We start from the raw sequence: 24,314 nt of genomic DNA on the forward strand, positions 1-24,314 counted from the left end.
CCAGAGGGTCAGCCGACGCTCATCGGCAGTCGTCGCCCCGTCAGGCCCCGCGGCCGAGCCGCGAGCGTCCTCGCCAGCGCGGTGATCGCCACCGCGGCCGGATCCTCCGGTGCTCCGACGACGACCGGGACGCCGATGTCTCCGCCGGAGCGCAGCGCGACGCTGATCGGCAGGGACGCGATCACCGGCACCTCGTTCCCCGAGGCACTCAGACGGCGCGCCACCTCGGCCCCGCCACCGGTGCCGAACAGGTCGAGCACGGACCCGTCGGGCTGCGGCAGACCCGCCATGTTCTCGACGACGCCGATGATCGTCTGACCCGACTGGCGCGCCAGAGCGCCGCTGCGCTCGGCCACATCGGCGGCCGCGGGCTGCGGCGTCGTGACGATCAGCACCTCCGCGTGCGGGAGGAGCTGGCCGATCGAGATCGCGACATCGCCCGTGCCCGGGGGCAGGTCGAGCAGCAGCACGTCCAGATCGCCGAAGTAGACGTCGGTGAGGAACTGCGAGATCGTCCGGTGCAGCATCGGACCGCGCCACGAGACCGCCGCTCCGCGGGTGTCGCCCTCGAGGAACATCCCGATCGAGATGACCTTGACCCCGTGCGCCACGGGCGGGAGCATCAGCTCGCCCACCCGGGTGGGGCCATCGACGTGCCCGTCGTGCATCAGGCCGAGGAGTCCGGGGATCGAGAACCCGTGCACGTCGGCGTCGATCAGGCCGACCGAGAGTCCCTGCTGCGCCAGGGCGACGGCGAGGTTCGCGGTGACCGTCGACTTGCCCACTCCGCCCTTGCCGCTGGTGACGGCGTAGACGCGGGTGAGCGAGTCCGGCCCGAAGGGCATGCTGCGCTTGGCGCCGCGGAGCCGCTCCGTGAGCGCGGTGCGCTGAGCCGGGGTCATCACGCCGACCGAGACGCGGACACCGGTCACGCCGGGGGTGCCGGCGACCGCCTCCGTCACGTCCCTCTCGATCGCGGACGCCGCCGGGCAGCCCACGATGGTCAGCCGGATCCCGACGTCCACCGAGCCGTCCGGGGCCGAGGTCACCGACTCGACCATGTCGAGCTCGGTGATGGGCTTGCGGATCTCGGGATCGACGACCCGCGCGAGCGACGCGAGGACCGCGCTCTCGAGGGGAGTCGGGTCAGACATCGCCGCGCTCGGACCTGCTCGTCTCCGTCCGGTCCTTCTCGAGCTCCTCGACGAGGCTGCGCAGCTCCGAGCGGATGAAGTCCTTGCTCGCCATGTCGCGGATCGCGAGCCGCAGGGCCACGACCTCGCGGGCGAGGTACTCGGTGTCGGCCAGGTTGCGCTCGGCGCGCTGGCGGTCCTGCTCGATCTGCACGCGGTCGCGGTCGTCCTGCCGGTTCTGCGCGAGCAGGAGCAGGGGAGCGGCGTAGGAGGCCTGCAGCGAGAGGATCAGCGTCAGCACGGTGAAGCCCAGGGCCTGCGAGTCGAAGCGCGCGTCCTCGGGTCCGTAGGTGTTGAAGACCAGCCAGAACACGCAGAAGATCGTCATGCCGAACAGGAACCACGGAGTTCCCATTCCGCGGGCGAACGACTCGGTCAGTCGCCCGAAGCGGTCGCTGCTCTGGCGGTTGCGCAGGGGCAGCACGCGCGTGCGCAGTCCCTTCGGGGCGTCGAGCCGCCGATCCTGCTTCGCGTCCTTAGCCACGCGCGCCCCTCCATCCTCGTCGTCGTCCGCCGTTCGCCGCCTTCGCGGGCGGCGGCACCAGCGGGATGCCCCGCGTGGTCGTGCTCACCGGTGAGCGGGGTTCGTCGTCGCCGTCGTGGCTGCGCCAGTCCTCGGGGAGCAGGTAGTCGAGCACGTCGTCGATGGTGACGACGCCGACCAGCCGGTGCGTCTCGTCGACCACGGGCACCGACACGAGGTTGTAGCTCGCGAGGATGCGGGCGACCTCGGCGGCGGACGTGTCCGGCGTGATCGGGTCGAAGCTCTGATCGAGCAGGGTGCCCAGGCGCTCGTGCGGCGGATAGCGGAGCATCCGCTGGAAGTGCACCATGCCCAGGAAGCGGCCGGTCGGCGGCTCGTACGGCGGCAGGGTGACGCAGACCGCGGCTCCGAGGGCGGGAGCGAGCTCGTGACGGCGGATGAGGGCGAGGCCCTCGGCCACGGTCGCCTCGGACGAGACGATGATCGGCTCGGTCGTCATCAGGCCGCCGGCCGACTCGGGTGCGTAGCTGAGGAGCATGCGGACGTCGTCCGCCTCCTCCGGCTCCATCAGGCCCAGCAGGGCCTCGCCGCGCTCGTCCGAGAGCTGGGCGATCAGGTCGGCGGCGTCGTCGGGCTGCATCTGGTCGAGCACGTCGGCGGCGCGGTCGTCGTCGAGCTGACCGAGGATCTCGACCTGCTCGCTCTCGGGCATCTCCTCGAGAACGTCCGCCAGGCGGTCGTCCGAGAGCTCGCCCGCGACCTCGAGCATGCGCTGGGTCGGCAGGTCGAGCAGGGTGCTCGCCAGGTCGGCGGGCTTGAGCTCGGCGAGGCTCGCGACGTACTGCTCGGCCGACTGCGCCTCTCCCGAGACGGTCTCGCGGACCTCGCGCCAGCCGGCGAACGCGGTCGCGCCCTTGGCGAAGGGGGAGGGGCTCGTCTTGGGGCGGCGCACGAACAGCTGCGCGAGCTGCCACTCCCCGGGTCCGACCTCCTCGATCGCGACGTCCTCGACGACGGCGTCGCCGGATCCGTCGACGAACGTCATGCGGCGGCCGAGCAGCTCGGCGATGACGCGGACCTCGCCGCCGCGCTGCTCGAAGCGGCGCACGTTGATCAGACCGGTGGTGATGATCTGGCCGCTGCCGATGCTCGTGACGCGTCCGATCGACACGAACACGCGGCGGCGTCCGGGGATCTCGACGACGAGCCCGACGACGCGGGGCGGATCGTTCTGGCGGTAGACCAGGAGCACGTCGCGGACCTTGCCGACGCGGTCGCCGGCGGGGTCGAAGACGGTGCATCCGACCAAGCGCGCGACGAAGACTCTGGCGGAACTCACGGCTACAAACCTAGTGCCGCCCACCGGAGTGTCCGCCGAGCGTTCCCGGCCGACCTTCGGGGTGCTCACCATCGCCGCCCAGAGTCCTCCAAGACCCCTGTGCCAGTCTGAACGCGTGACTCAGCAGACGCCGTTCAACGGCCGCAAGGCGGTCTTCCCGACCATCCCGCGCGGCGAGATCCTCGCGACCTTCGACACGTACCAGGAGGCGCAGGCCGCCGTGGACGTGCTGGCCCGCGCCGACTTCCCGGTGAAGCAGCTCGCGATCATCGGCAACGAGCTCAAGAGCGTCGAGCGCGTCACCGGCAAGCTCACCTGGGGGCGCGTGGCGCTGGCGGGAGCCGCCTCCGGCGCCTGGTTCGGAATCTTCCTGGGCCTGCTCCTCATCATCTTCTCCCCGACCACGCAGTTCTCGTTCCTGATCGCGGCCGTGCTGCTCGGGGCCGGCTTCGGAATGCTGTTCGGTCTCGCGTCGTACGCCGTGAACCGCAGGCGCCGCGACTTCACGTCGACGATGCAGGTCATCGCGACCAGCTACTCCGTGCTCGCCGACCCCGAGGTCGTGAACCGCGCCCGCAACCTGCTCGACGGGCAGAGCGCCGGCGCCGAGGCCCCTCAGGCGAGCTGGGCGCCGCCGCCCGCGAACGCGGGCGACCCGGTGCCCGTCCGCCCCGAGGACGACCAGCGCTGATCCACCTCGAACGCCCCCGGCTCCGGCCGGGGGCGTTCGTCGTCCCGTCCCCTCCCGCTGGTCGAGTAGCCCCGCAGGGGCGTATCGAGACCCGCGTCTCCGGGTGCGGTGGATCTCGATACGCCCGCGCTGCGGGCTGCTCGATCAGCGAGGGTCGGGCGTGCTGACCTTCTTCCCCCCTCCTGCTGGTCGAGTAGCCCCGCAGGGGCGTATCGAGACCCGCGTCTCCGGGTGCGGTGGATCTCGATACGCCCGCTGCGCGGGCTACTCGATCAGCAGGGAGCGGGGGCGGGCATGCTGCCCTTCGTCCCCCCCCCTTGCTGGTCGAGTAGCCCCGCAGGGGCGTATCGAGACCCCGCGTCTCCGATCTCGATCCGCCCGCACCGCGGACTACTCGATCAGCAAGTGGCGCCCACCCCTACTTCGCCGCTGACCCCACCGGCGGCAGCACGATCTCCACGACCAGCCCGTGCGGCTCACGGTTCCGCAGCCCGACCGTGCCGCCCGCCGAGAGCACCGTCGTGTGCACGAGGGCGAGCCCTAGGCCGCTGCCGCCCGACGCGAGGGTGCGGGAGTCGTCGGGCCGCGAGAACCGGTCGAACGCCACCGGGATGAACTCGTCCGGCATGCCCGGCCCGTCGTCCGACACCGAGAGGAGCAGCCGTCCGTCCTGCTGCGAGAGCGCCGCGACGACCATGCCGCCGCGGGGCAGCGCCTGGATGGCGTTCCGGACCAGGTTGTCGATCACGCGCCCGAAGTCCTGAGCCGCGACTCCGTAGAGGCGGGCGGGCTCCCGCTCGTCGATCTCGTAGTCGATCTCGACGTCCGACTCCGAGGCGAGCAGCCGGGTGCGGTCGACCGCGCCGACCAGCTCGTCGACGAGCTCGGCGAAGGCGGACGTCGGTCGCACCGACCTGCTCTCGATCCGCGAGATGTCGAGCAGCGCCGAGGCGAGGCGGACGAGGCGGTCGACGCTCTTGCGCGCATCCAGGATCACCCGATCGACCGCGGCGGGGTCCTCGACGCGGTGGTGCGCGATCTCGAGCTGCGCCGAGAGCGCCGCGAGGGGCGTCCGCAACTCGTGGCTCGCATCCGACACCATCTGCTTCTCGCGGGCGAGGGAGGCGGTCTGCTTCTGCAGGAACGCGTTGAGCGTCTCGGCGAGCTCGTCGATCTCGTCCCGCGTGCCGACGACGGGGAGCTGATCGCCCTGACCCGGGTCGGCCGCGATCTCGTCGGCCCGAGCGCGCATCCGCCGCACCGGCGCCAGCGCGGTGCCGGTCAGGATCCACGAGGCGAGGCCGAAGGTCACCACGAGGAAGATCGCCGCGTAGACGAGCACGTGCGCGAAGTCGTCGAGGACCAGCTGCGAGGCGGCCTGGTCGCGCGCGGTGACGACCGACCACGTCCCTCCGTCGTCGTCGACCGCGGCCACGCGGACGAGGTAGCTCGTGCTGCCCGTCGTGATGCTCGTGTATCGGGCGGTCGCGTCAGCGCCCGACTCGCGCAGATCGTCGACGACGGCGTCGCTCAGGGCGGTCGGCATCGTCGTCGCGCTCACCGCCCCGTCGGGGTCGAGAGCGAAGTAGAGCTGGCCGGTGGAGGACCCCTGCGCGCGTGGCACGTTCCCTGCCGAGATGTCGCGGCGGATCTCGTCCTCGATCGAGGTCAGGATCGTCCGCTCGCTGCGCTCCACGATCCCCGAGACGACCTGGTAGAAGAGGAGCGCTGCGAGAGCGAAGAGCACCGTGGCGACGGCCACGCTGCCGATCGTGATGCGCGCTCGGATCGAGAGGGCGGTCTGGCGGGGGCCCGCGGGCTGCGCCGGTGCGGTCACGGCTACTCGACCGGGCGGAGGAAGTAGCCCTTGCCGCGCACCGTCACGATGCCGACTCCGGTGTCCTCGGTCGGCAGCTTCTTGCGGAGGTAGCTGACGTACTGGTCGACGATGTTGTTGTCGACGATCTCCCCGCCGCCCCAGATCTCGGACAGGATGCGCTGGCGCGTGACGACCGAGCCGACCGGGGTGATGAGGAGCTTCAGGAGCTCGAGCTCCTTCGGGCTGACGTGGATGCGGCTGCCGTCGGCGGTGCGCCTGATGCTCGAGCCGTCGACCGTGATCCGGCCGACCTCGATGGACGTCGACATCAGCGAGGGGCTGCGGCGCAGCAGCGCGCGCAGGCGGGCGTTGAGCTCCGTGAACGCGAACGGCTTGGTGAGGTAGTCGTCGGCGCCGGCGTCGAGGCCGAACACCCGGTCCTCGATCGCATCGCGGGCGGTCAGCAGCATGATCGGAGTGGACCGGCCGAGCTCGCGGATGCGGCGGCAGATCTCGAAACCCGACATCGCGGGCAGCATCACGTCGACGATGGCCGCCGAGAACTCGGCGTTCGTGAACGCGACGAGCGCGTCCACCCCGTTCGTGGTGAGCACGGCTTCGTAGCCGGCATCGCCGAGGCCTCCCACGAGAGCTTCGCCCATGGCCGGATCGTCTTCCACGACAAGGATCTTCACGCCGATCACCCTACGGCTCGGCTCTCAGGAACGCCGGTTCCTGAGAGCGGTTCGAGGGATGTTCAGGGCAGCTGCGTCAGGAGCACGTCTCAGTCGTAGTAGAGGAAGGTCTCGGCGCACTCCTGCGAGCAGAAGGGGGAGTGGCGCCGCGCGGCCTTCCGGCCGCACGCCTCGCACTTCTTCTGGCCGAAGGGAGCGACCCGGGCGTTCGTGAGTCGAGGGTGGAAGTCGATGAGCATGCTCGGTCCAGGGGTGCGTACGCCGGAGTTCCATCGGGGGACGAGTGAGGTTTCGGGTCTGCACTCGGGCTTGGCGCGTGCGACGAGAATACGTGCTTCTGCGCCAATCCGACACCAGTTGGGGTGTCAATTCGCCGTAAAGATGTGTCCGATTCCCCGGCGACTGCGCACGGAGAGGGCAACGCGTGGGGGCGCGAGCGCGAGGCGCGCCACTCAAGCACCCGCTCTGCGCCGCGACCTCGGACGACGCCGTCGCCGCTCCTACGGTGACAACGCCTCATCCCTCGACCGACCGGGACGTCCACCGTGCTCAGCAGACTGCTCTCCCGCCTCCGTCGACGCCGTCTGTGCGAGGCGTGCGGCCTCCGTCCCAAGACGTCCACCGGCTTCTGCTCCGACGCCTGCGCCAGGACGTTCCACCTCTACGACGTCTGAGCGGGTACGACTGCTGCAGTAGTCGTCCGCCGAGACGTCATGTCCAGAACCGTGTACTTCGATGATCTCGACTCGTAGGGTTCGAGGACGACGCCTCCCAAGCGACCAGCGGGCCCCGAAGCCCGCACCCCCGTGGTCGCGGTGTCGCCACCCTGGGGTACCGACGATGTTCTCTTTTCTGCGCAGGATTCTTCCGCGCCGCCTCTGCATCGCCTGCGGCGTCAGGCCGGCGCGGCGCGACGGCTTCTGCGACGACGCCTGTGCGAGAACCAACCACCTCTACTCCTGAGCGCGTGCAGGAGCGCCGGGTGATGAGAAGCCCTGACGCGGCCCCCGCATCAGACGCCGAGTGTCCGCGTGCGAGGCGATCCGCGCGATCCGGAGATGCCTCTGGCGTACGTGTTCCGGTCAGACGGAAGCGGAGAGAGACGCGTCGCGGGCCGGCCCGCGCGAGGTGGTGCCCCCAGTAGGATTCGAACCTACGCCCCTGCCTCCGGAGGGCAGTGCTCTATCCCCTGAGCTATGGGGGCCAGGAGTGCCTGACCACATTAGCACCCGGGCGAGGGCCGATCCGACGCCGGAGCGTGCCGCGCGACGTGCCACGATGGAGCCATGCTGCGCACCGTCTCCGCCTCGATGGACCTGCGTCTGAACGGGCCGACCGACCTGATCTTCCTCGTCGCCGCGACAGCGACGGGCGAGTCGTTCGACGACTCCTTCTCGGTCCGTCTCGACGGCGAGGAGCTCCCCGTCCGCGAGTTCCCGGCGCGGCACGGCGCCCGCGTTCACCGGGTCGAGGCGAACAAGGGCGGGATGCGGGTCGAGTACCGCGCCAGCGTGACCGGCCGGGGCGCTCCCGATGAGCCGAGTGAGCTGGAGCTGGTCGAGTACCTGCGGCCCAGCCGCTACGCCGAGGCGGACGCGCTCGGCGGCATCGCGCGGCGCGAGTTCGGGCGGGCGAAGGGCTTCGAGGCCCTCACCGCGGTCGAGGCCTGGGTCAACGGGCACCTCTCCTACGTCTACGGCTCGACGGTGGCAACCGGGGGAGCGGCCCAGGTGATCGAGAGCGGGCAGGGCGTGTGCCGCGACTTCGCGCACACCTGCGCGGGACTCCTCCGCGCTCTCGACATCCCGGCGCGCGTCACCGCCGTCTACGCTCCCGGCCTCGAGCCGAGGGACTTCCACGCCGTCACCGAGGCCTGGGTCGGCGGGGCCTGGCACGTGATCGACGCGACGCGGCTCGCTCCGCGCGGCTCGATGCTCCGGATCTCGTCGGGCCGCGACACGGCCGACACCGCGTTCCTCAGCAGCTACCTGACCGACCTCTCCCTCACGGGCATGAGTGTCGACGCCGAGTGCGACGAGGTCGTCGAGGACGACCACGTCTCGCCCGTCCGGCTGGGCTGAGCTCAGCCGGCGATCGCCGTGACCGCCGCGCGGACGAGCGGCTCCGGATCGCCCGGCTCGATGAAGGAGGCGCTCGAGGCCTCGATCCAGTGCTCGTCGAGCAGCACGTCCGCCACTCCGCGGCCTGCCACGACCTCGTAGTAGCCCTCGACCGCGGGCGGCTTGCCGTAGGTCGGGACCGCATTGCTCGTGCGGAAGAACTCGTTCTTGAGCGCTTCGACGAGGGAGGCGTCGAGGTGCGCCACCGCCAGCTGGAAGTCGGCCCCCGCGTCGTCGGACCATCCGCAGACCAGACCGTCGTAGCCCGCGATCTCGTTCGAGACGTCCGTCCGCTCGACGGAGTCGTCGGGTGCGAATCCGGACCAGAGACCGCTGAGAGCGGAGGAGGGCACGAGCTCCTCGCAGGTCAGGGGGACCGGCGTGCCGCTGATCGCGGTCGAGGCACTCGGCGCGGGCTCGGGCGCTGCCGAGCAGCCCGCCAGGACGCCGACGGCGGCGACGAGGAGGAGGGCGGCGGGGCGGCGCATGCGTCGCACCCTAGCAAGCGCTCGCCGGGCCGGGCCGGGGGCGCCCCGTGGGCCAGGGACCCGGCCAGTAGAATCGACCCCCGTGACTCCCGAACAGCTCGCCGCCTCCCTGCACGCCCTCGTCCTCGACGCCGTGCAGCGACGAGGGAGCGACGCCGAGGTCGCCCTCTCGGACGTCGTCCTCGAGCGCCCGAAGAACCGCGACCACGGAGACTGGGCGTCGAACATCGCGATGAAGCTCGCGAAGAAGGTCGGAGCGAACCCGCGCGAGCTGGCGGCCGAGCTCGCCGAGGGGCTCGGAGCCGTCGACGGCGTCGCGACCGTCGAGGTCGCCGGACCGGGCTTCCTCAACGTGCGGCTCGACGCCGCTGCCGCCGGCGCCCTCGCCGGTGTCATCGTCGACGCCGCGGAGTCCTACGGCACCGGCTCCCTCTACTCCGGCGTGAAGATGAACCTCGAGTTCGTCTCGGCCAACCCCACCGGCCCGATCCACATCGGCGGCACCCGCTGGGCCGCGGTCGGCGACAGTCTCGCCCGCGTCCTGCTCGCGCAGGGCGCCGAGGTGACCCGCGAGTACTACTTCAACGACCACGGCGCGCAGATCGACCGCTTCACCCGCAGCCTCCTCGCCGCGCACAACGGAGAGCCGACCCCCGAGGACGGCTACGGCGGCGCCTACATCGCCGACATCGCCGACCGCGTGGTCGCCGCCTACCCGGGCGACCTCTCGGTCCTGCCCGAGGAGGAGCTGCACGAGACGTTCCGCTCCATCGGCGTCGAGCTGATGTTCGGCGAGATCAAGCAGAGCCTGCACGAGTTCGGCGTCGACTTCGACGTCTACTTCCACGAGAACTCCCTGCACGAGTCGCGTGCCGTCGAGCGCGCGATCGAGCGGCTGCGCGGCCTCGGCCACATCTACGAGGCCGACGGAGCGACGTGGCTGCGCACCACGGACTTCGGCGACGACCGCGACCGGGTCATCATCAAGAGCGACGGCGAGGCGGCGTACATCGCCGGCGACCTCGCGTACTACCTCGACAAGCGCGAGCGCGGCTTCGACCGGGCGATCATCATGCTCGGCGCCGACCACCACGGCTACATCGGCCGCATGATGGCGATGTGCGCGGCCTTCGGCGACACTCCGGGCGTCAACCTCGAGATCCTGATCGGCCAGCTCGTCAACCTGCTGCGCGAGGGTCAGGCGATGCGGATGTCCAAGCGCGCCGGCACCGTCGTCACGATGGAGGACCTGGTCGAGGCGGTCGGCGTCGACGCCGCGCGCTACTCGCTCGTGCGCTCCTCCGCCGACTCGACGCTCGACATCGATCTCGATCTGCTGACCAAGCGGAGCAACGACAACCCCGTCTACTACGTGCAGTACGCCCACGCGCGCACCCGCCAGGTGGCCGCCAAGGCGGAGGCGTCCGGAGTGCCGCGCGAGCCGTTCTCACCCGAGACGCTGGTGCACGCGACCGAGTCGGCCCTGCTCGGCGGGCTGCAGGAGTTCCCGCGGATCGTCGCGCACGCCGCCGAGCTGCGCGAGCCCCACCGCATCGCCCGCTACCTCGAGGAGATCGCCGGGCTCTACCACCGCTGGTACGACAACTGCCGCGTGGTGCCGCAGGGCGAGGACCCGATCGAGGCTGTGCACTCCACGCGTCTGCGCCTGAACGAGGCCACCGGGCAGGTCCTGCGCAATGGGCTCTCGCTCCTGGGCGTCACCGCTCCGGACCGCATGTGAGCGCCTCGGAGAGCCCCCGCCGACGACGTCGGGGGCTCATCGCCGTCGTGGTCGTGGCCGTCGTGCTCGTGCTGCTCGTCGTCGCGGCGGTCGTGGGCGACGCGCTCGCTCGCCGCGTGGTCGCCGACACGGCCGCGGCGAGCATCCGCGATGCGCTGTCGCTGCCGGCCGACCACCCGGTCGAGGTCGACGTCGCCGGCTGGGCGGTGCTGCCGCAGCTCGTCTCGGGGACGCTCGACCGCCTCGACGTCCGCAGCGACGACGTCGCCTTCGGCGAGCTCAACGGGGACATCGATGTGACCCTCGAGGGCGTGCCCGCGAGCGGGACCGGTGCGCTCAACTCGGGTACCGCCACCGTCGCCCTCGATCCCGCCTCCGTCACCTCCCTCGTCTCCGCGCGCAGCGAGGTGCCGATCGACTCCGTGACTCTCGACGCGCCGCTCGTGCGGGTGAACACCTCGGTCGAGGTGCTCGGACTGTCGCTGGCGGCCGGAGTCGGCATCGAGCTCGGCGCCGCGGACGGGGCGATCGAGCTCACTCCGTCCGAGGTGACCGTCGCGGGGACCACGCTGACCGCCGCCGACGTCGAGCAGCGCTTCGGGAGAGGGGCCGACGGACTCCTGGGTCCCCGCTCCGTCTGCATCGCCGACTCCGTCCCGCAGGGGCTCACCCTTACGGGCGTCCAGGTCGCTGCGGAGTCGCTGAACGCCGACTTCGCGCTCGCTCCGACCTTCCTCAGCGACCCGGAGCAGCAGGAGAACGGCGTCTGCCCCTGAGCGGGCGGCCCGGTCGCACTCGGGCGGGCGCACCCGCCCGGTAGGATCGGAGCCCGGTGCCCGCGTCTCCTGCGGGCGAACACCGACAGCACTCAACGAACTTGCTGGCTTCAGGGGTCAATCCGGACTCGCTCGCCACGCAGTGACGCTCCCACTCTCTCCTGTGAGGTCTCACCCGTGGAAAACGACGACGCGCACGTCCGTGCCCCGCGTCATCCGCTCGCGCCCGAGTGGCTGGAGCAGCCGGACGACGCGAACGTGCTCGCGCCGTCGGTCTGGTCCGACAACGCGCGCCGCCGCTCCGACGGCGTCCTCGAGGTCGCGGGAGTCACGGCCGATCGGCTCGCCGAGGAGTTCGGCACGCCCCTCTACGTCGTCGACGAAGCCGACGCCCGCGGTCGAGCGGTGCGGACGCGCGAGGCCTTCGAGCGCGAGCTCGGCCGCATCGGCACCGGCGTCACGGTCTACTACGCGGGCAAGGCGTTCCTCTCGACCGAGGTCGCGCGCTGGATGCGCGAGGAGGGCCTGAACATCGACGCGTGCAGCGTCGGCGAGTTCGCCGTGGCTCAGGCCGCGGGCGTCGACCCCGCGCGCATGGGCCTCCACGGGAACAACAAGTCAGTCGCCGACATCGACCGCGTCGTCGCGGCGGGCATCGGCACCATCGTCATCGACAGCCTCATCGAGATCGAGCGCATCGCCGCGGCCGCCGAGCGGCACGGCCGCGTGCAGAACGTGCGCCTCCGGGTGAACAGCGGCGTGCACGCGCACACCCACGAGTTCCTCGCCACTGCGCACGAGGATCAGAAGTTCGGCATCTCGCTCGCCGACTGCCCCGCCGTCGTCGCCCGCATCCGCGCACACGCGAGCCTGCGCTTCCTGGGGCTCCACTGCCACATCGGCTCGCAGATCTTCGGCTCCGCCGGTTTCGCGGAGTCGGCCTCGCGGCTCCTCGAGGTGCACGCGGCGCTGCTCGCCGACGGCCCCGTGCCCGACCTCAACCTCGGCGGCGGATTCGGCATCGCCTACACGAGCGCCGACGACCCCACCCCCATCGAGGAGATCGCCGCCGCCATCGCCGATGCCGTGGCCGAGCAGTGCGCGACCCGCGGGATCCCCGTGCCGCACATCGCCATCGAGCCCGGTCGCTCGCTCATCGGCCCGGCCGGCCTCACCCTCTACGAGGTCGGCACCATCAAGGACGTCGTCGTCGGCGGCGAGCACTCCACGAGCGTCCGCCGCTACGTCAGCATCGACGGCGGGATGAGCGACAACGCCCGCCCCGCGCTGTACGGCGCCGACTACTCGGCCCGCGTCGCGAACCGCGCCTCCGACGCCGAGCCCGCGCTCGTGCGCGTGGCCGGCAAGCACTGCGAGTCGGGCGACATCGTCGTGCACGACGAGTACCTGCCGGCCGACGTGCACCCCGGCGACCTCCTCGCCGTCGCCGCGACCGGCGCCTACTGCTGGTCGCTCTCGAGCAACTACAACTACCTCGGCCGCCCTCCCGTCGTCGCCGTGCGCGACGGGGAGGCCCGCGTCATCGTGCGCGGCGAGACCGAGGAGGACCTCCTCCGCCGCGATGCCGGCATCGAACGAAAGGCCACCACCCGATGATCGAGTACCGCAGCCTGCGGGTCGCCCTCCTGGGTGCCGGGTCCGTCGGTGCCCAGGTCGCGCGCCTCCTCCTCGACCACGGCGACGAGCTCGCCCAGCGCGTGGGAGCTCCGCTGGAGCTCGCCGGAGTGGCCGTGCGCGACCTCGACGCACCCCGTACCGCCGACATCCCGCGCGAGTACCTGACGACCGACGCCGAGGCGCTCATCCTCGGCGCCGACATCGTCGTCGAGCTGATGGGCGGCCTCGAGCCCGCGCGCAGCTACATCCTCAAGGCGATCTCGTCCGGTGCCGACGTCATCACCGCCAACAAGGCGCTGCTCGCCGCGCACGGCAACGAGCTCTTCGAGGCAGCCGACCAGGTGGGGGCGCAGCTCAACTACGAGGCGGCCGTCGGCGGAGCGATCCCGATCATCCGCCCGCTGCGCGACAGCCTGGCCGGGGACCGCGTCCACCGCATCCTCGGCATCGTCAACGGCACGACGAACTACATCCTCGACCGCATGGACACCGAGCACGCCACGCTCGAGGAGTCCCTGGCCCGAGCCACCGAGCTCGGCTACGCCGAGGCCGACCCCACCGCGGACATCGAGGGCTACGACGCCGCGCAGAAGGCCGCGATCCTCGCGCGCCTCGCCTTCCACACCGATGTGCCGGTCACGATGGTGCACCGCGAGGGCATCACCGGCATCACGAAGCAGCAGGTCGATCAGGCCCGCGACTCCGGCTACGTCGTCAAGCTGCTCGCCATCTGCGAGCGCCTCATCGATGCCAAGACGGGGGAGGAGGGCGTCTCGGCCCGCGTCTACCCGGCGCTGGTGCACCGCTCGCACCCCCTCGCCGCCGTCCACGGCGCGAACAACGCCGTCTTCGTCGAGGCGGAGGCCGCGGGCAGCCTGATGTTCTACGGAGCCGGCGCCGGCGGCATCGAGACCGCCTCGGCCGTCCTCGGCGACGTCGTCTCGGCCGCCCGCCGCCACGTCGTCGGCGGCCCGGGACTGGTCACGAGCGCGAGCTCGGGGCTGCCCGTCCTCCCCATCGGGCACGTCACGACGCGCTACCAGGTGACGCTCGAGGTCCTCGACCGTCCCGGAGTGCTCGCCCAGATCGCCGGCGTGTTCGCCGACCACGAAGTGTCGGTCGAGACCCTCGTGCAGACGCCGCCCACGAGCGACCCGCTCGAGGATGCGCCAGCCGGTGCGGAGCGCGTCGAGCCGACCGCTACCCTGGTCATCGGCACGCACGCGGCGGCAGAGTCCGATCTCGCGGCCACCGTCACCGCGCTGCAGTCCCACGGGTTCGTCGGCGCCGTGACGTCAGTTCTACGAGTTGAAGGAGCCTGAGATGGCGAAGCAGTGGCGCGGAGTCCTGCACGAGTACGCGGACCGCCTCGATGTGACCGAGGCGACCCCCGTCATCACGCTCGGCGAGGGCGGCACGCCCCTCATCCCGGCAGCGGCTCTCTCGGCGCGCACCGGCGCGAAGGTCTGGGTCAAGTACGAGGGCATGAACCCCACCGGCTCCTTCAAGGACCGCGGCATGACCATGGCGATCTCGAAGGCCGTCGAGCACGGCGCGAAGGCCGTGATCTGCGCCTCGACCGGCAACACCTCCGCCTCCGCAGCCGCGTACGCGACCCACGCCGGCATCACCGCCGCCGTGCTCGTCCCCGAGGGCAAGATCGCGCTCGGCAAGCTCAGCCAGGCGATCGCGCACAACGCTCAGCTGCTCCAGGTGCAGGGCAACTTCGACGACTGCCTCGACATCGCGCGCGACCTCGCGAAGAACTACCCCGTGCACCTGGTCAACTCGGTGAACCCCGACCGCATCGCCGGCCAGAAGACCGCCGCGTACGAGGTCGTCGAGGTGCTGGGCGACGCCCCCGACTTCCACATCGTGCCCGTCGGCAACGCCGGCAACTACACCGCGTACTTCCGCGGCTACTCCGAGGAGCTCGAGCGCGGCGAGGCGACGAAGCTGCCCCGCATGTTCGGCTTCCAGGCCGAGGGCTCCGCGCCGATCGTGCACGGGGCACCCGTGCGCCACCCCGAGACCATTGCCAGCGCGATCCGCATCGGCAACCCGGCCTCGTGGGAGCTCGCGCTGAACGCGCGCACCGTCAGCGACGGCTACTTCGGAGCCATCAGCGACGAGAAGATCCTCGAGGCCTACCGCCTGCTCGCGGGCGAGGTCGGGATCTTCGTCGAGCCGGCCTCCGCCATCAGCGTGGCGGGCCTCCTCGAGCGCGCCGAGGCCGGAGCGATCCCCAAGGACGCGACCGTCGTCCTCACCGTCACGGGCCACGGACTCAAGGACCCGCAGTGGGCCCTCCGCACGGCCGACGGCTCCGACATCACTCCGACCGTCGTGCCGGTGGACACCGCCGCGATCGCGGACGTGCTGGGGCTGGCCGGCGCATGACCTCGGCGGTTCCCGTCGGCCGCACCGTCCACGTCAAGGTCCCGGCGACCTCCGCGAACCTGGGGCCGGGCTTCGACACGCTCGGGCTGGCGCTCTCGTCGTACGACGAGCTCGACGTGACGGCGGTCTCCGCCACCGGCGCGCGGGTGACCGTGCACGGCGTCGGCGAGGGAGAGGTGCCGACCGACGAGACGAACCTCGTGGTGCAGGCGATCGCCTACACGTTCAAGGACCAGCAGCAGGAGATGCCCGGCATCGATGTGACGGCGCGGAACATCATCCCGCACGGTCGCGGGATGGGCTCCTCGGGCGCTGCCATCGTCTCGGGCATCATGGCCGCGAAGGGCCTGCTCGACGGCGTCGTCGAGCTCGACGCCGACGACCTCCTCCGGATCGCCACCGAGATGGAGGGGCACCCCGACAACGTCGCGCCCGCCCTCTTCGGCGGTCTGACCATCGCGTGGGTGGAGCCCTCCGGCGCCGACGACGCGCCGCTGCGTCCGCGCTCCAAGCGCCTCATGGTGCACCGCGGAGTCTCGCCGGTCGTCTTCGTGCCCGAGCACCAGATGTCGACCCGGCTCGCCCGCAGCCTGCAGCCGCAGAGCGTGCCGCACGAGGACGCGGTCTTCAACGTGTCGCGCTCGTCGCTCCTGATCGCCGCCCTGATCCAGAGCCCCGAGCTGCTGTTCGCGGCCACCGAGGACAAGCTGCACCAGAACTACCGCGCGGCCGCGATGCCGCAGACCTCCGAGCTCATCGCGCTGCTCCGCTCGCACGGCTACGCGGCCGTCGTCTCGGGAGCCGGGCCCAGCGTCCTCGTGCTCTGCAGCGACCCCGCGCAGCGCCTCGAGGCGGCCGAACTGGTCGAGAAGGAGGCGCACTCGCCGTGGCGCGCCCACATGCTGGCCGTCGACTTCAAGGGTGCTACAGTGGGCATTGCATCCCGAGGAACCGCGTAACGAGCGGAATCTGTCCGCGGGATCGTCCCGATAATCACGGCCATCACATCGTGTGAAGGGCGTCCTCCTGCTTCTCTTGCAGTTGAGCGTCCGGTCGATCGTGCCCCCTCTGCGACTACCGAGTGGGGTCTGCGCGTTCGACCGAGAGCATCGCGTGGATCAGAACACGCGATGGAACCGCACGGTCGATGAGCTCTCCCGGTGAGCAGTCGTTCCCGGGGGGAAGGAACCCTCTCCAGTGACAGATGTCAACACCCACGGCTCGACCGTGGAACTCAACGCCGACCTGTCGGCACTCCGCGTGGCGGAGCTCCAGGCGCTCGCCACGAGCCTCGGCCTCGGCGGAGCGTCCAAGCTCCGCAAGGGCGAGCTCGTGCAGGCGATCACCGACCTCCGCGCCGCCGCGGCGGCCGATGAGCCCGTCGTCGACGCCACCAGCGTCGAGGCCGAGCCCGCCGACCTGGCCGAGCAGGCCGCTCCGGTCGTCGAGGCCCCGGCCGAGCTCGAGCCGCCCGTCGAGAGCACGGAGGCCGACACGGCCGACGTGCTCGAGCAGGCCGCTCCCACCGCGGACGAGGCACCGGCGCCCGTCGTCGAGTCGGCTCCGGTCGAGATCGAGCTGCCCGCCGCCGCCGAGCCGGTCGCCGAGCCCGCCGAGCGCACTCCGCGCCGCCGCAGCTCGCGTCGCGCGTCCAGCGGCACGGTCGCCGCGGGCGAGCACCTGAACATCCCCGGCGGCACCGGCGTCGAGTCGCTCATCCTGGATCTCCCCGTGATCGAGCCGGCCACCGCGACCGAGCAGGCCGCGAAGCCGGTCATCGAGATCGAGCTCCCGAACGGGCCCGAGTCCGACGACTCGAACCGCGAGGGCGGTCAGCGCGAGCGTCGCGGCCGTCGCCGCAGCCGCGGCGGCAGCGCCGAGCAGAACGAGCAGCCGGAGCAGTCCGACGCCGCCGAGTCGTCCTCCGACGACTCGACCGACGCGCAGGGCGACTCCGACCAGAACCAGGGCGACCAGCAGAACGGCGAGCAGCAGGGCACCGGCCGCGGCCGCAACCGCCGCAACCGCAACCGCAACCGCGGCGACGACCGCCAGGGCGCCGACCAGCAGGGCCAGAACGGTCAGGGCGGTCAGAACGGCAACCAGCCGCAGAACGCGGGCCAGGGCAACCAGGCCGCTCCCGCGCAGTCGAACGGCCCGGCCCAGAACTCGCAGAACGGCCAGCAGGCCGAGGGCGAGGACGGCCGCCGCAGCCGCTACCGCGACCGCAAGCGCCGCGGCACCACCGTCGGCGACGACTTCGAGCCCGAGATCGGCGAGGACGACGTCCTCATCCCCGTCGCCGGCATCCTCGACGTCCTCGACAACTACGCCTTCGTGCGCACCACGGGCTACCTGCCCGGTGTCAGCGACGTCTACGTCTCGCTCGGCCAGGTCAAGAAGTACAACCTGCGCAAGGGCGACGCGGTCGTCGGCGCCATCCGCCAGCCCCGCGAGGGCGAGGGCGGCGGACGCCAGAAGTACAACGCGATCGTCCGCGTCGACTCGATCAACGGCCAGACCGTCGAGGAGGCCGCCGCGCGCGTCGAGTTCCAGAAGCTCACGCCGCTGTACCCGACCGAGCGCCTGCGCCTCGAGACCGAGCCGGGCAAGCTGACCCAGCGGATCATCGACCTCGTCGCTCCGATCGGCAAGGGCCAGCGAGGCCTGATCGTCGCGCCGCCCAAGGCCGGCAAGACGATCGTCCTGCAGCAGATCGCCAACGCGATCGTGCAGAACAACCCCGAGGTCCACCTCATGGTCGTCCTCGTGGACGAGCGTCCGGAGGAGGTCACCGACATGCAGCGCACCGTGCGCGGCGAGGTCGTCGCCTCCACCTTCGACCGACCGGCCGAGGACCACACGACCGTCGCCGAGCTCGCCATCGAGCGTGCGAAGCGCCTCGTCGAGCTGGGCCACGACGTCGTCGTGCTGCTCGACTCGATCACCCGCCTCGGTCGCGCCTACAACGTCACCGCGCCCCCCTCGGGCCGCGTGCTCTCGGGTGGTGTCGACGCCTCGGCGCTGTACCCGCCCAAGAAGTTCTTCGGTGCGGCCCGCAACATCGAGAACGGCGGCTCGCTCACCATTCTCGCCACGGCGCTCATCGAGACCGGGTCGAAGATGGACGAGGTGATCTTCGAGGAGTTCAAGGGCACCGGCAACATGGAGCTCCGCCTCTCGCGCCACCTCGCCGACAAGCGGATCTTCCCGGCGGTCGACGTCAACGCGTCGGGCACCCGCCGCGAGGAGATGCTCCTCAGCCAGGACGAGGTCAAGATCACCTGGAAGCTGCGTCGTGCCCTCGCCGGCCTCGACCAGCAGCAGGCGCTCGAGATCATCCTGTCCCGCCTGAAGGAGACGTCCTCGAACGTCGAGTTCCTCATGCAGGTCTCGAAGTCCGCCGTCGGCCCGACCACCGCCGGTCACGGCAACGGCCACCACTAGCGCCCCGACGTCCGCGGTCGCCCCCTCCCGGGGCGGCCGCGGACGTTTTCGCGTCCCCGGGGACTCTCGACCTCGGCCGCAGGGAACCTCCCTCGCTGGTCGAGTAGCCGCCGAAGGCGGCGTATCGAGACCCACCGTCCTCAACATCCGCCCGCACCCCCATCCCTGCTGGTCGAGTAGACCGCGAAGCGGACGTATCGAGACCCCCACTTCTCCACCACACTCCGGAAGCCAGGCCCCTCATGTTCGAATCCGTCAGCGTCCTCCTCGCCGAGCACGAGGATCTGCAGACGCAGCTCTCCGACCCGGCACTGCACGCCGACGCGGCCCGAGCGAAGAAGGTCAACCGCCGCTACGCCGAACTCAGCCAGATCAAGGCGGCCCACGCTGCGTGGATCCAGGCGGGGGAGGACCTCGAGGCCGCCCGCGAGCTCGCCCGTGAGGACGAGGCGTTCGCCGAGGAGATCCCCGAGCTCGAGGAGGCCTACCGCGTCGCCCAGGAGAAGCTGCGCCGACTCCTGATCCCGCGCGATCCCGACGACGGCCGCGACGTGATCATGGAGATCAAGGGCGGCGAGGGCGGAGCCGAGAGCGCGCTGTTCGCCGCGGATCTCCTCCGCATGTACCTGCACTACGCCGAGGCGAAGGGCTGGAAGACCGAGATCCTCGACCGCGACGAGTCCGACCTCGGCGGCTACAAGAACGTGCAGGTCGCGATCAAGAGCAACGCCACCGACCCCTCGCAGGGCGTCTGGGCGCACCTGAAGTACGAGGGCGGCGTGCACCGCGTGCAGCGCGTCCCCGTGACGGAGTCGCAGGGCCGCATCCACACGTCGACGACCGGGGTGCTCGTGTTCCCCGAGGTCGACGCCCCCGAGGAGGTCGCGATCAACCAGAACGACCTCAAGATCGATGTCTACCGTTCGTCAGGCCCCGGCGGCCAGTCGGTCAACACGACCGACTCCGCGGTGCGCATCACGCACCTCCCGACCGGCATCGTCGTCTCGATGCAGAACGAGAAGAGCCAGCTGCAGAACCGCGAGGCCGGCATGCGCGTCCTGCGCGCCCGCATCCTCGCCCGCCAGCAGGAGGAGATCGCCGCGGCCGCCTCCGACGCCCGCAAGACGCAGATCCGAACGATGGACCGCTCCGAGCGCATCCGCACCTACAACTTCCCCGAGAACCGCATCGCCGACCACCGCACCGGCTACAAGGCGTACAACCTCGACGGCGTCATGAACGGCGCGCTCGACCCCGTGGTCGAGAGCGCCATCCAGGCCGACGAGGAGGCCCGACTGGCCGAGATCGGCTCCGAGGACTCGTGACCGCGGTGACCACCTCCGTGGACGCCCGCGCCCTGCTCGCCGACGCGGTCTCGCGTCTGACCCGCGCGCACGTCCCGAACGCCGACATCGACGCCGAGCTCCTGCTGGGTCACCTCCTGGGCCTCGGCCGGGGCGAGCTCCAGGCGCGCCTGATCACCGGCCTCTCCCTCGACGAGACGACGGTCGACGCGTTCGACCGCTTCGTCGAGCGCCGCGCCGCCCGCGAGCCGCTCCAGCACATCACCGGAGTCGCCCCGTTCCGCAGCATCGAGCTCGCGGTCGGCCCCGGCGTCTTCGTGCCGCGCCCGGAGACGGAGGGTGTCGCACAGCTCGCGATCGACGCCCTGCGGTCGGTCGCCGACTCGTCACCCCTCGCCGTCGACCTGGGCACCGGCAGCGGCGCCCTCGCGCTCGCACTGGCCCACGAGGTCCCTCACGCCCGCGTCATCGGCGTCGAGAACTCGGTGGAGGCCTTCATCTGGGCGCGGGGGAACCGCGACCGGCTGGGTCTCGAGAACGCGCGGATCGTGTTCGCGGATCTGGCGGAGGCGCTGCCCGATCTGGACGGGACCGTGTCGGTCGTCGTCTCGAACCCGCCGTACATCCCGGCCGCGGCGATCCCGCGGGACCCCGAGGTGCGGCTCTACGATCCGCCGGCGGCGCTGTACGGGGGAGAGGACGGGCTCGATGTGGTGCGCTCGCTGTCCGTCACTGCGCGTCGGCTGCTGCGGGCTGGGGGAGTGCTCGTGATCGAGCACGGGGAGCTGCAGGGGGCGGAGATCCGGGAGCTGCTCACAGCCGACGGCTGGCGCGGTGCTACGACGCAGCGGGACCTGACGGGGCGGGACCGGTCGACGGTGGCGGTGCGCTGACGCGGGGTCGGCGACGTGCGGGCGGCGCGCTACAGCGGGCGCGACTGTCGCCCCGTATCAGCGGGTGCAGGGCGCCGGGGCCAGCTTGACCGAAGTGGGAGCGACGATGTTGCTGCACTTGATTACTGTCTCGGAGGAGTTGAATCCGTAGATAGCGACCGCGTCGGACGAGGGTGCTCCGGTGAAAGTGATCGTGTTGCGCGCGAAAACGTTCTTCGTGCCCCAAGTCATGCCGTCGGTGTAGCTAGCTGAGAGGACGCGGATCCCCTGATTGAGGGATGTGCTCACCTCGTTGCCGTAGACGAGATAATGCGATCCCTTGATCTGCAACGTCGCCAAGGTGATGCTGCTCGTTTCTTCTGTCGCACCGAGCTGGTTCCGATAGATCAGCCCTCCAGTCGTCTGCTCCTTCGCCTCGATCGGCTCCGAGGGCGCACCGGTGATGGTGTTGAAGGCCAGCACGTTGCGGTCGCTGCGGTCAGTCGGGCAGTTCGGCTGGCAGGTGTCGTTGTCCAGGGAGCTTCCGACATAGATGCCCTCGCCGAATCGTGCGTCCTTCCGACCCGTTCCGCTGATCGTCGTCCCGATGACGGTGTTGTCCGAGGAGTTCTTGTGCAGGTACACGCCCGCCTGCCCGGTGTTGGTGACCGTCGCTCCGGAGATGACGATGTTGCTGCTGCCGGCGATCTCGAAGCCCGAGAACACGTTCGCGATTCTCACGTTCTCGAACCGGACCCAGGAGGATCCCGTAACGGCGAAGGCGGTTGCGGCGCCGCTGTACCCCGTCGAGTTGTCGCTCAGCTTGACCACCGCGTTGTCGCTGCCGCAGATGACGACGGGCTGCGAACTCGTCCCCTTGATGCCGGTGAGGGAGAAGCCGTTGAACTCGGTCGCGGAGCGGCCGGTACCGCGGAAGACACCGTCGGCCAGTTTGATGACGCTTCCCGGTCCTGCGGCCGCCAGTGCGGTGCGCAACTGCGTTCCGTTCGCAACGACGACGGTCGGCGTGGCGCAGTGCTCCTCGCCCGTCTGAGGGTCGAGGGAACCCGTCGTTCGAATCACCTCTGAGCTCGGCTGCGACGTGAAGCCCCAGGCGCTCTTCGCAACGACCGAATACGAGTAACGAGTTGACTCGTCCAGCCCGACATCCTGGAAGGTGGTCGCCGACGTCGTGGCGATATCCGTCGACGTACCATCGGAGGTGCGACGCACCGTGTACTTCAAACTTTCCCCGGAGAATCCGGAGACGGCATTCCAGGCAAGCGAGGCGGAGACCGTCTCCACTCCTGATCCAGCGGTCGACGCCGGGTCCGGGGCGGTCGCTTGTGCCCCCTGCACGATCGTCGTGCTCAGATTGCTGACGACGAAGGCGTCGAGATGGATCGCAAGGCCTGTCGCCTGCGCGCTCTTGCGGCCGGTGTAGGCGATGGTGATGGTATGGCGGCCCGGAGCCAGCCCCTGGGCGACGAAGACACTCTCCTGGTAGGTCGTGGCGGCGGAGTACCGATCGACATCCGGCTGCGCCACGCCGTCGAGGGTGACGCTCGCGATTCCCGAGTTCGCCGTCCGACGCGCGATCCAGGCGATGCCCGTGCCCTCGAAGGTCAAGGATGCTCGAGCTGCTCCGCTCGCGTAAGCGCTCTTCCCGCCCTGGTCTCCCGAGCTGAGGCTCTTGGACCAGGCTCCCTCGTAGATGATGGCAGGGGAGTCCTCGCCGTAGACGCCAGCGCTGACGACAGGCGTCTGCGTCTCCTCGGACACCTGGAAAGCATCGAAATGGACGGCAGTGGACGACGCCGAGGCGTTCTTCCGCCCCGTCCAGCTCACCGTGAGCGTGTGGGCCCCGGCCTCGAGGCCGGTCGCACTGAAAAGCGTCTGCTGGTAATTGCTGGTGGCGCTGTAGCGGTCGATGTCCACGGCGGGACGATCATCAAGCTTGACGCTCGCGATCCCGGAGCTCGCCGAGGTGCGCCCGATCCACTTCACGGCATTGCCGTTGAACCGAAGACTCACCGAGGAGGTCGAGCTCGAGTAGCTGCTTGCACCGCCACTGTCCGCCGTCGACGTGGACGTCGTCCAGGGTCCGGTGAAGGAGACCAGCGCGGACAACTCCTCGTGGACGCCCGGGCCGGCGATAGCCTCAGGCCCTGCCAGCACCTTGATCCGATCCAGGTGGATGGACGTTCCTCCGGATGCCGTGTTCTTCTGCCCCGTCCACTCGATCGAGACACTATGCGCGGTGGACGGCAGCTGTCCCGACTGGAACAGGAGCTGCTGGTACTCGCTCGTCCTCGAGTAGCGGTCGAACTGGCCCACGACGGCACCGTCGACGACGACTCGTGCGATGCCTCCCGACGGCGACTTGCGACCGAACACCTGCAGCGAGGTCCCCGTGAAGGAGAACTGCGCCGACCCGACGGAGGAGAGGCTGGTGCTCGCTCCCCCCGAATCGAGTCCACTGCTCGTTGGAGCCCACTTCCCGGTGAAAGAGAACGCTGCGTGGGTCTCCTCGTAGGACCCGGGTGCGACAGCGCTGGAAGGATCTGGCGCGGTCTGCGTGCTCTGCACGATCACGGAGTCGAGATGAATACTCGTTCCTGTCGCAGCCGCGTTCTTCTGCCCGGTCCATTCGACCCGAAGCACGTGCTCTCCTGGAGTGAGATCAGCTCGTTCGAACAGCTTGACCTGGAAGAGATTCGAGGCGGCGTAGCGGTCCACGTCGCCGACGTTCTGTCCATCCAACGTGACGCGAGCGATACCGGAGCTCGCGGATTTGCGGCCCACCCAAGAGACCGCCGTGCCGGTGAAGCTGATCTCGAACGCAGACGCCGATTGCGCATATGCACTCGCACCACCGGAATCAGCCGCGTTCGCAAGCTTGGACCAGGTGCCGGTCCTGCTGATGGCCGTCGCGTTCTCCTCGTAGGTTCCGGCTCCGACCGAACCTTCGGCGAGAGCGGGCGACGCCACGAGGAAAGTGACGACGAGGGAGAGCGCCGCGACTACAGCGGCGAACCGGAAGGGGAGCTTGACCGTCATTGCAACCTCGATGAGCGACTTTTCGGGAAGGTTTCGTGATAGAACGCTAGGAACGTGGAGCGCGAGAGATGACGCACTGAGACGGAATCGCTGCAGCTGGCACGTGGACGGGGCACAGACCTGACCCAACGGCCGGGGCCGGCGCGCCGAACCGGGTGCCGCTCATCCTCGTCACGGCTCGCTCACGGTCCGCGCGAATCTGATGAGGGAGTTCTCTCCCGGCCACATGCGTCATCCTTCCCCCCTC

Annotated in this window: 19 protein-coding genes and 1 tRNA gene; 11 read left to right on the plus strand and 9 right to left on the minus strand. The window is 70.4% G+C overall.

What is annotated here, in order from left to right:
• Positions 1–8 precede the first annotated feature (8 nt).
• The 3 genes from NB037_RS01365 to NB037_RS01375 are packed head-to-tail and all read right to left on the minus strand — an operon-like array spanning position 9 to position 3,016.
• Entirely contained in the window at positions 9–1,154 is a 1,146-nt protein-coding gene (locus NB037_RS01365; protein ID WP_251942910.1) for a P-loop NTPase, read from the minus strand.
• Positions 1,147–1,677, minus strand: a complete 531-nt coding sequence (locus NB037_RS01370; protein WP_251942912.1) for a DUF1003 domain-containing protein — start codon at positions 1,675–1,677, stop codon at positions 1,147–1,149. The genes NB037_RS01365 and NB037_RS01370 overlap by 8 nt, the downstream gene beginning before the upstream one ends.
• Positions 1,670–3,016 (minus strand): magnesium transporter MgtE N-terminal domain-containing protein, encoded by a 1,347-nt coding sequence (locus NB037_RS01375; RefSeq protein WP_207403003.1) that lies wholly within the window; start codon positions 3,014–3,016, stop codon positions 1,670–1,672. Before NB037_RS01375 ends, NB037_RS01370 begins: the two co-directional genes overlap by 8 nt.
• Positions 3,017–3,131: 115 nt before the next feature.
• Here NB037_RS01375 and NB037_RS01380 point away from each other — a divergent pair, with 115 nt between their 5' ends.
• Positions 3,132–3,707 (plus strand): YflT domain-containing protein, encoded by a 576-nt coding sequence (locus NB037_RS01380; protein WP_251942914.1) that lies wholly within the window; start codon positions 3,132–3,134, stop codon positions 3,705–3,707.
• Between the two features lie 418 nt (positions 3,708–4,125).
• Here NB037_RS01380 and NB037_RS01385 read toward each other — a convergent pair whose 3' ends face one another.
• From NB037_RS01385 to NB037_RS01400, 4 genes are all read right to left on the minus strand, one after another.
• Positions 4,126–5,544, minus strand: coding sequence for a sensor histidine kinase (locus NB037_RS01385; protein WP_251942916.1), 1,419 nt, complete (start codon positions 5,542–5,544; stop codon positions 4,126–4,128).
• Positions 5,545–5,546: 2 nt separating this feature from the next.
• Entirely contained in the window at positions 5,547–6,230 is a 684-nt protein-coding gene (locus tag NB037_RS19760) for a response regulator transcription factor (protein ID WP_308202031.1), read from the minus strand.
• Positions 6,231–6,310: 80 nt separating this feature from the next.
• A complete protein-coding gene (locus NB037_RS01395) occupies positions 6,311–6,460 on the minus strand; it encodes a DNA gyrase inhibitor YacG (RefSeq protein ID WP_251942920.1) in 150 nt (49 codons plus the stop codon).
• 890 nt (positions 6,461–7,350) lie between these two features.
• A tRNA-Arg gene (locus tag NB037_RS01400) sits at positions 7,351–7,425 on the minus strand.
• Between the two features lie 82 nt (positions 7,426–7,507).
• Here NB037_RS01400 and NB037_RS01405 point away from each other — a divergent pair.
• A complete protein-coding gene (locus NB037_RS01405) occupies positions 7,508–8,302 on the plus strand; it encodes a transglutaminase-like domain-containing protein (RefSeq protein WP_251942922.1) in 795 nt (264 codons plus the stop codon).
• A gap of 2 nt (positions 8,303–8,304) precedes the next feature.
• Here NB037_RS01405 and NB037_RS01410 read toward each other — a convergent pair whose 3' ends face one another.
• A complete protein-coding gene (locus NB037_RS01410) occupies positions 8,305–8,829 on the minus strand; it encodes a YajG family lipoprotein (RefSeq protein ID WP_251942925.1) in 525 nt (174 codons plus the stop codon).
• Between the two features lie 82 nt (positions 8,830–8,911).
• On the opposite strand from NB037_RS01410, the gene argS reads away from it, so the two are divergent.
• From argS to prmC, 9 genes are all read left to right on the plus strand, one after another.
• The gene (gene argS, locus NB037_RS01415) at positions 8,912–10,570 is read left to right on the plus strand and encodes an arginine--tRNA ligase (RefSeq protein ID WP_251942927.1); all 1,659 of its coding nucleotides are present in this window, start codon (positions 8,912–8,914) and stop codon (positions 10,568–10,570) included.
• Positions 10,567–11,346: an LmeA family phospholipid-binding protein gene (locus tag NB037_RS01420; RefSeq protein WP_251942929.1), complete on the plus strand. Its 780-nt coding sequence runs from the start codon at positions 10,567–10,569 to the stop codon at positions 11,344–11,346. The genes argS and NB037_RS01420 overlap by 4 nt, the downstream gene beginning before the upstream one ends.
• 177 nt (positions 11,347–11,523) lie before the next feature.
• Positions 11,524–12,963 (plus strand): diaminopimelate decarboxylase, encoded by a 1,440-nt coding sequence (gene lysA, locus NB037_RS01425; RefSeq protein WP_251942931.1) that lies wholly within the window; start codon positions 11,524–11,526, stop codon positions 12,961–12,963.
• Positions 12,960–14,306, plus strand: a complete 1,347-nt coding sequence (locus tag NB037_RS01430) for a homoserine dehydrogenase (protein WP_251942943.1) — start codon at positions 12,960–12,962, stop codon at positions 14,304–14,306. Before lysA ends, NB037_RS01430 begins: the two co-directional genes overlap by 4 nt.
• A gap of 1 nt (position 14,307) precedes the next feature.
• On the plus strand, positions 14,308–15,384 hold the full coding sequence (thrC, locus tag NB037_RS01435) for a threonine synthase (protein WP_251942945.1): 1,077 nt from the start codon (positions 14,308–14,310) through the stop codon (positions 15,382–15,384).
• Positions 15,381–16,343 (plus strand): homoserine kinase, encoded by a 963-nt coding sequence (thrB, locus tag NB037_RS01440; protein ID WP_207402991.1) that lies wholly within the window; start codon positions 15,381–15,383, stop codon positions 16,341–16,343. Before thrC ends, thrB begins: the two co-directional genes overlap by 4 nt.
• Positions 16,344–16,581: 238 nt before the next feature.
• The gene (gene rho, locus NB037_RS01445) at positions 16,582–18,831 is read left to right on the plus strand and encodes a transcription termination factor Rho (RefSeq protein WP_251942947.1); all 2,250 of its coding nucleotides are present in this window, start codon (positions 16,582–16,584) and stop codon (positions 18,829–18,831) included.
• A gap of 242 nt (positions 18,832–19,073) precedes the next feature.
• Entirely contained in the window at positions 19,074–20,156 is a 1,083-nt protein-coding gene (gene prfA, locus NB037_RS01450) for a peptide chain release factor 1 (RefSeq protein ID WP_251942949.1), read from the plus strand.
• Positions 20,153–21,028 carry a peptide chain release factor N(5)-glutamine methyltransferase gene (gene prmC / locus NB037_RS01455; RefSeq protein ID WP_372490670.1) on the plus strand — a complete coding sequence of 292 codons (876 nt, stop codon included), beginning with the start codon at positions 20,153–20,155 and terminating at the stop codon, positions 21,026–21,028. The genes prfA and prmC overlap by 4 nt, the downstream gene beginning before the upstream one ends.
• 57 nt (positions 21,029–21,085) lie before the next feature.
• Here the strand turns inward: prmC and NB037_RS01460 are convergent, their stop codons facing one another.
• Positions 21,086–24,067 carry a right-handed parallel beta-helix repeat-containing protein gene (locus NB037_RS01460; protein WP_251942951.1) on the minus strand — a complete coding sequence of 994 codons (2,982 nt, stop codon included), beginning with the start codon at positions 24,065–24,067 and terminating at the stop codon, positions 21,086–21,088.
• Positions 24,068–24,314: the final 247 nt, after the last annotated feature.

Origin of the sequence: Rathayibacter rubneri (assembly GCF_023743255.1) — a bacterium.
In the GTDB taxonomy this organism is placed as follows: domain Bacteria; phylum Actinomycetota; class Actinomycetes; order Actinomycetales; family Microbacteriaceae; genus Rathayibacter; species Rathayibacter rubneri.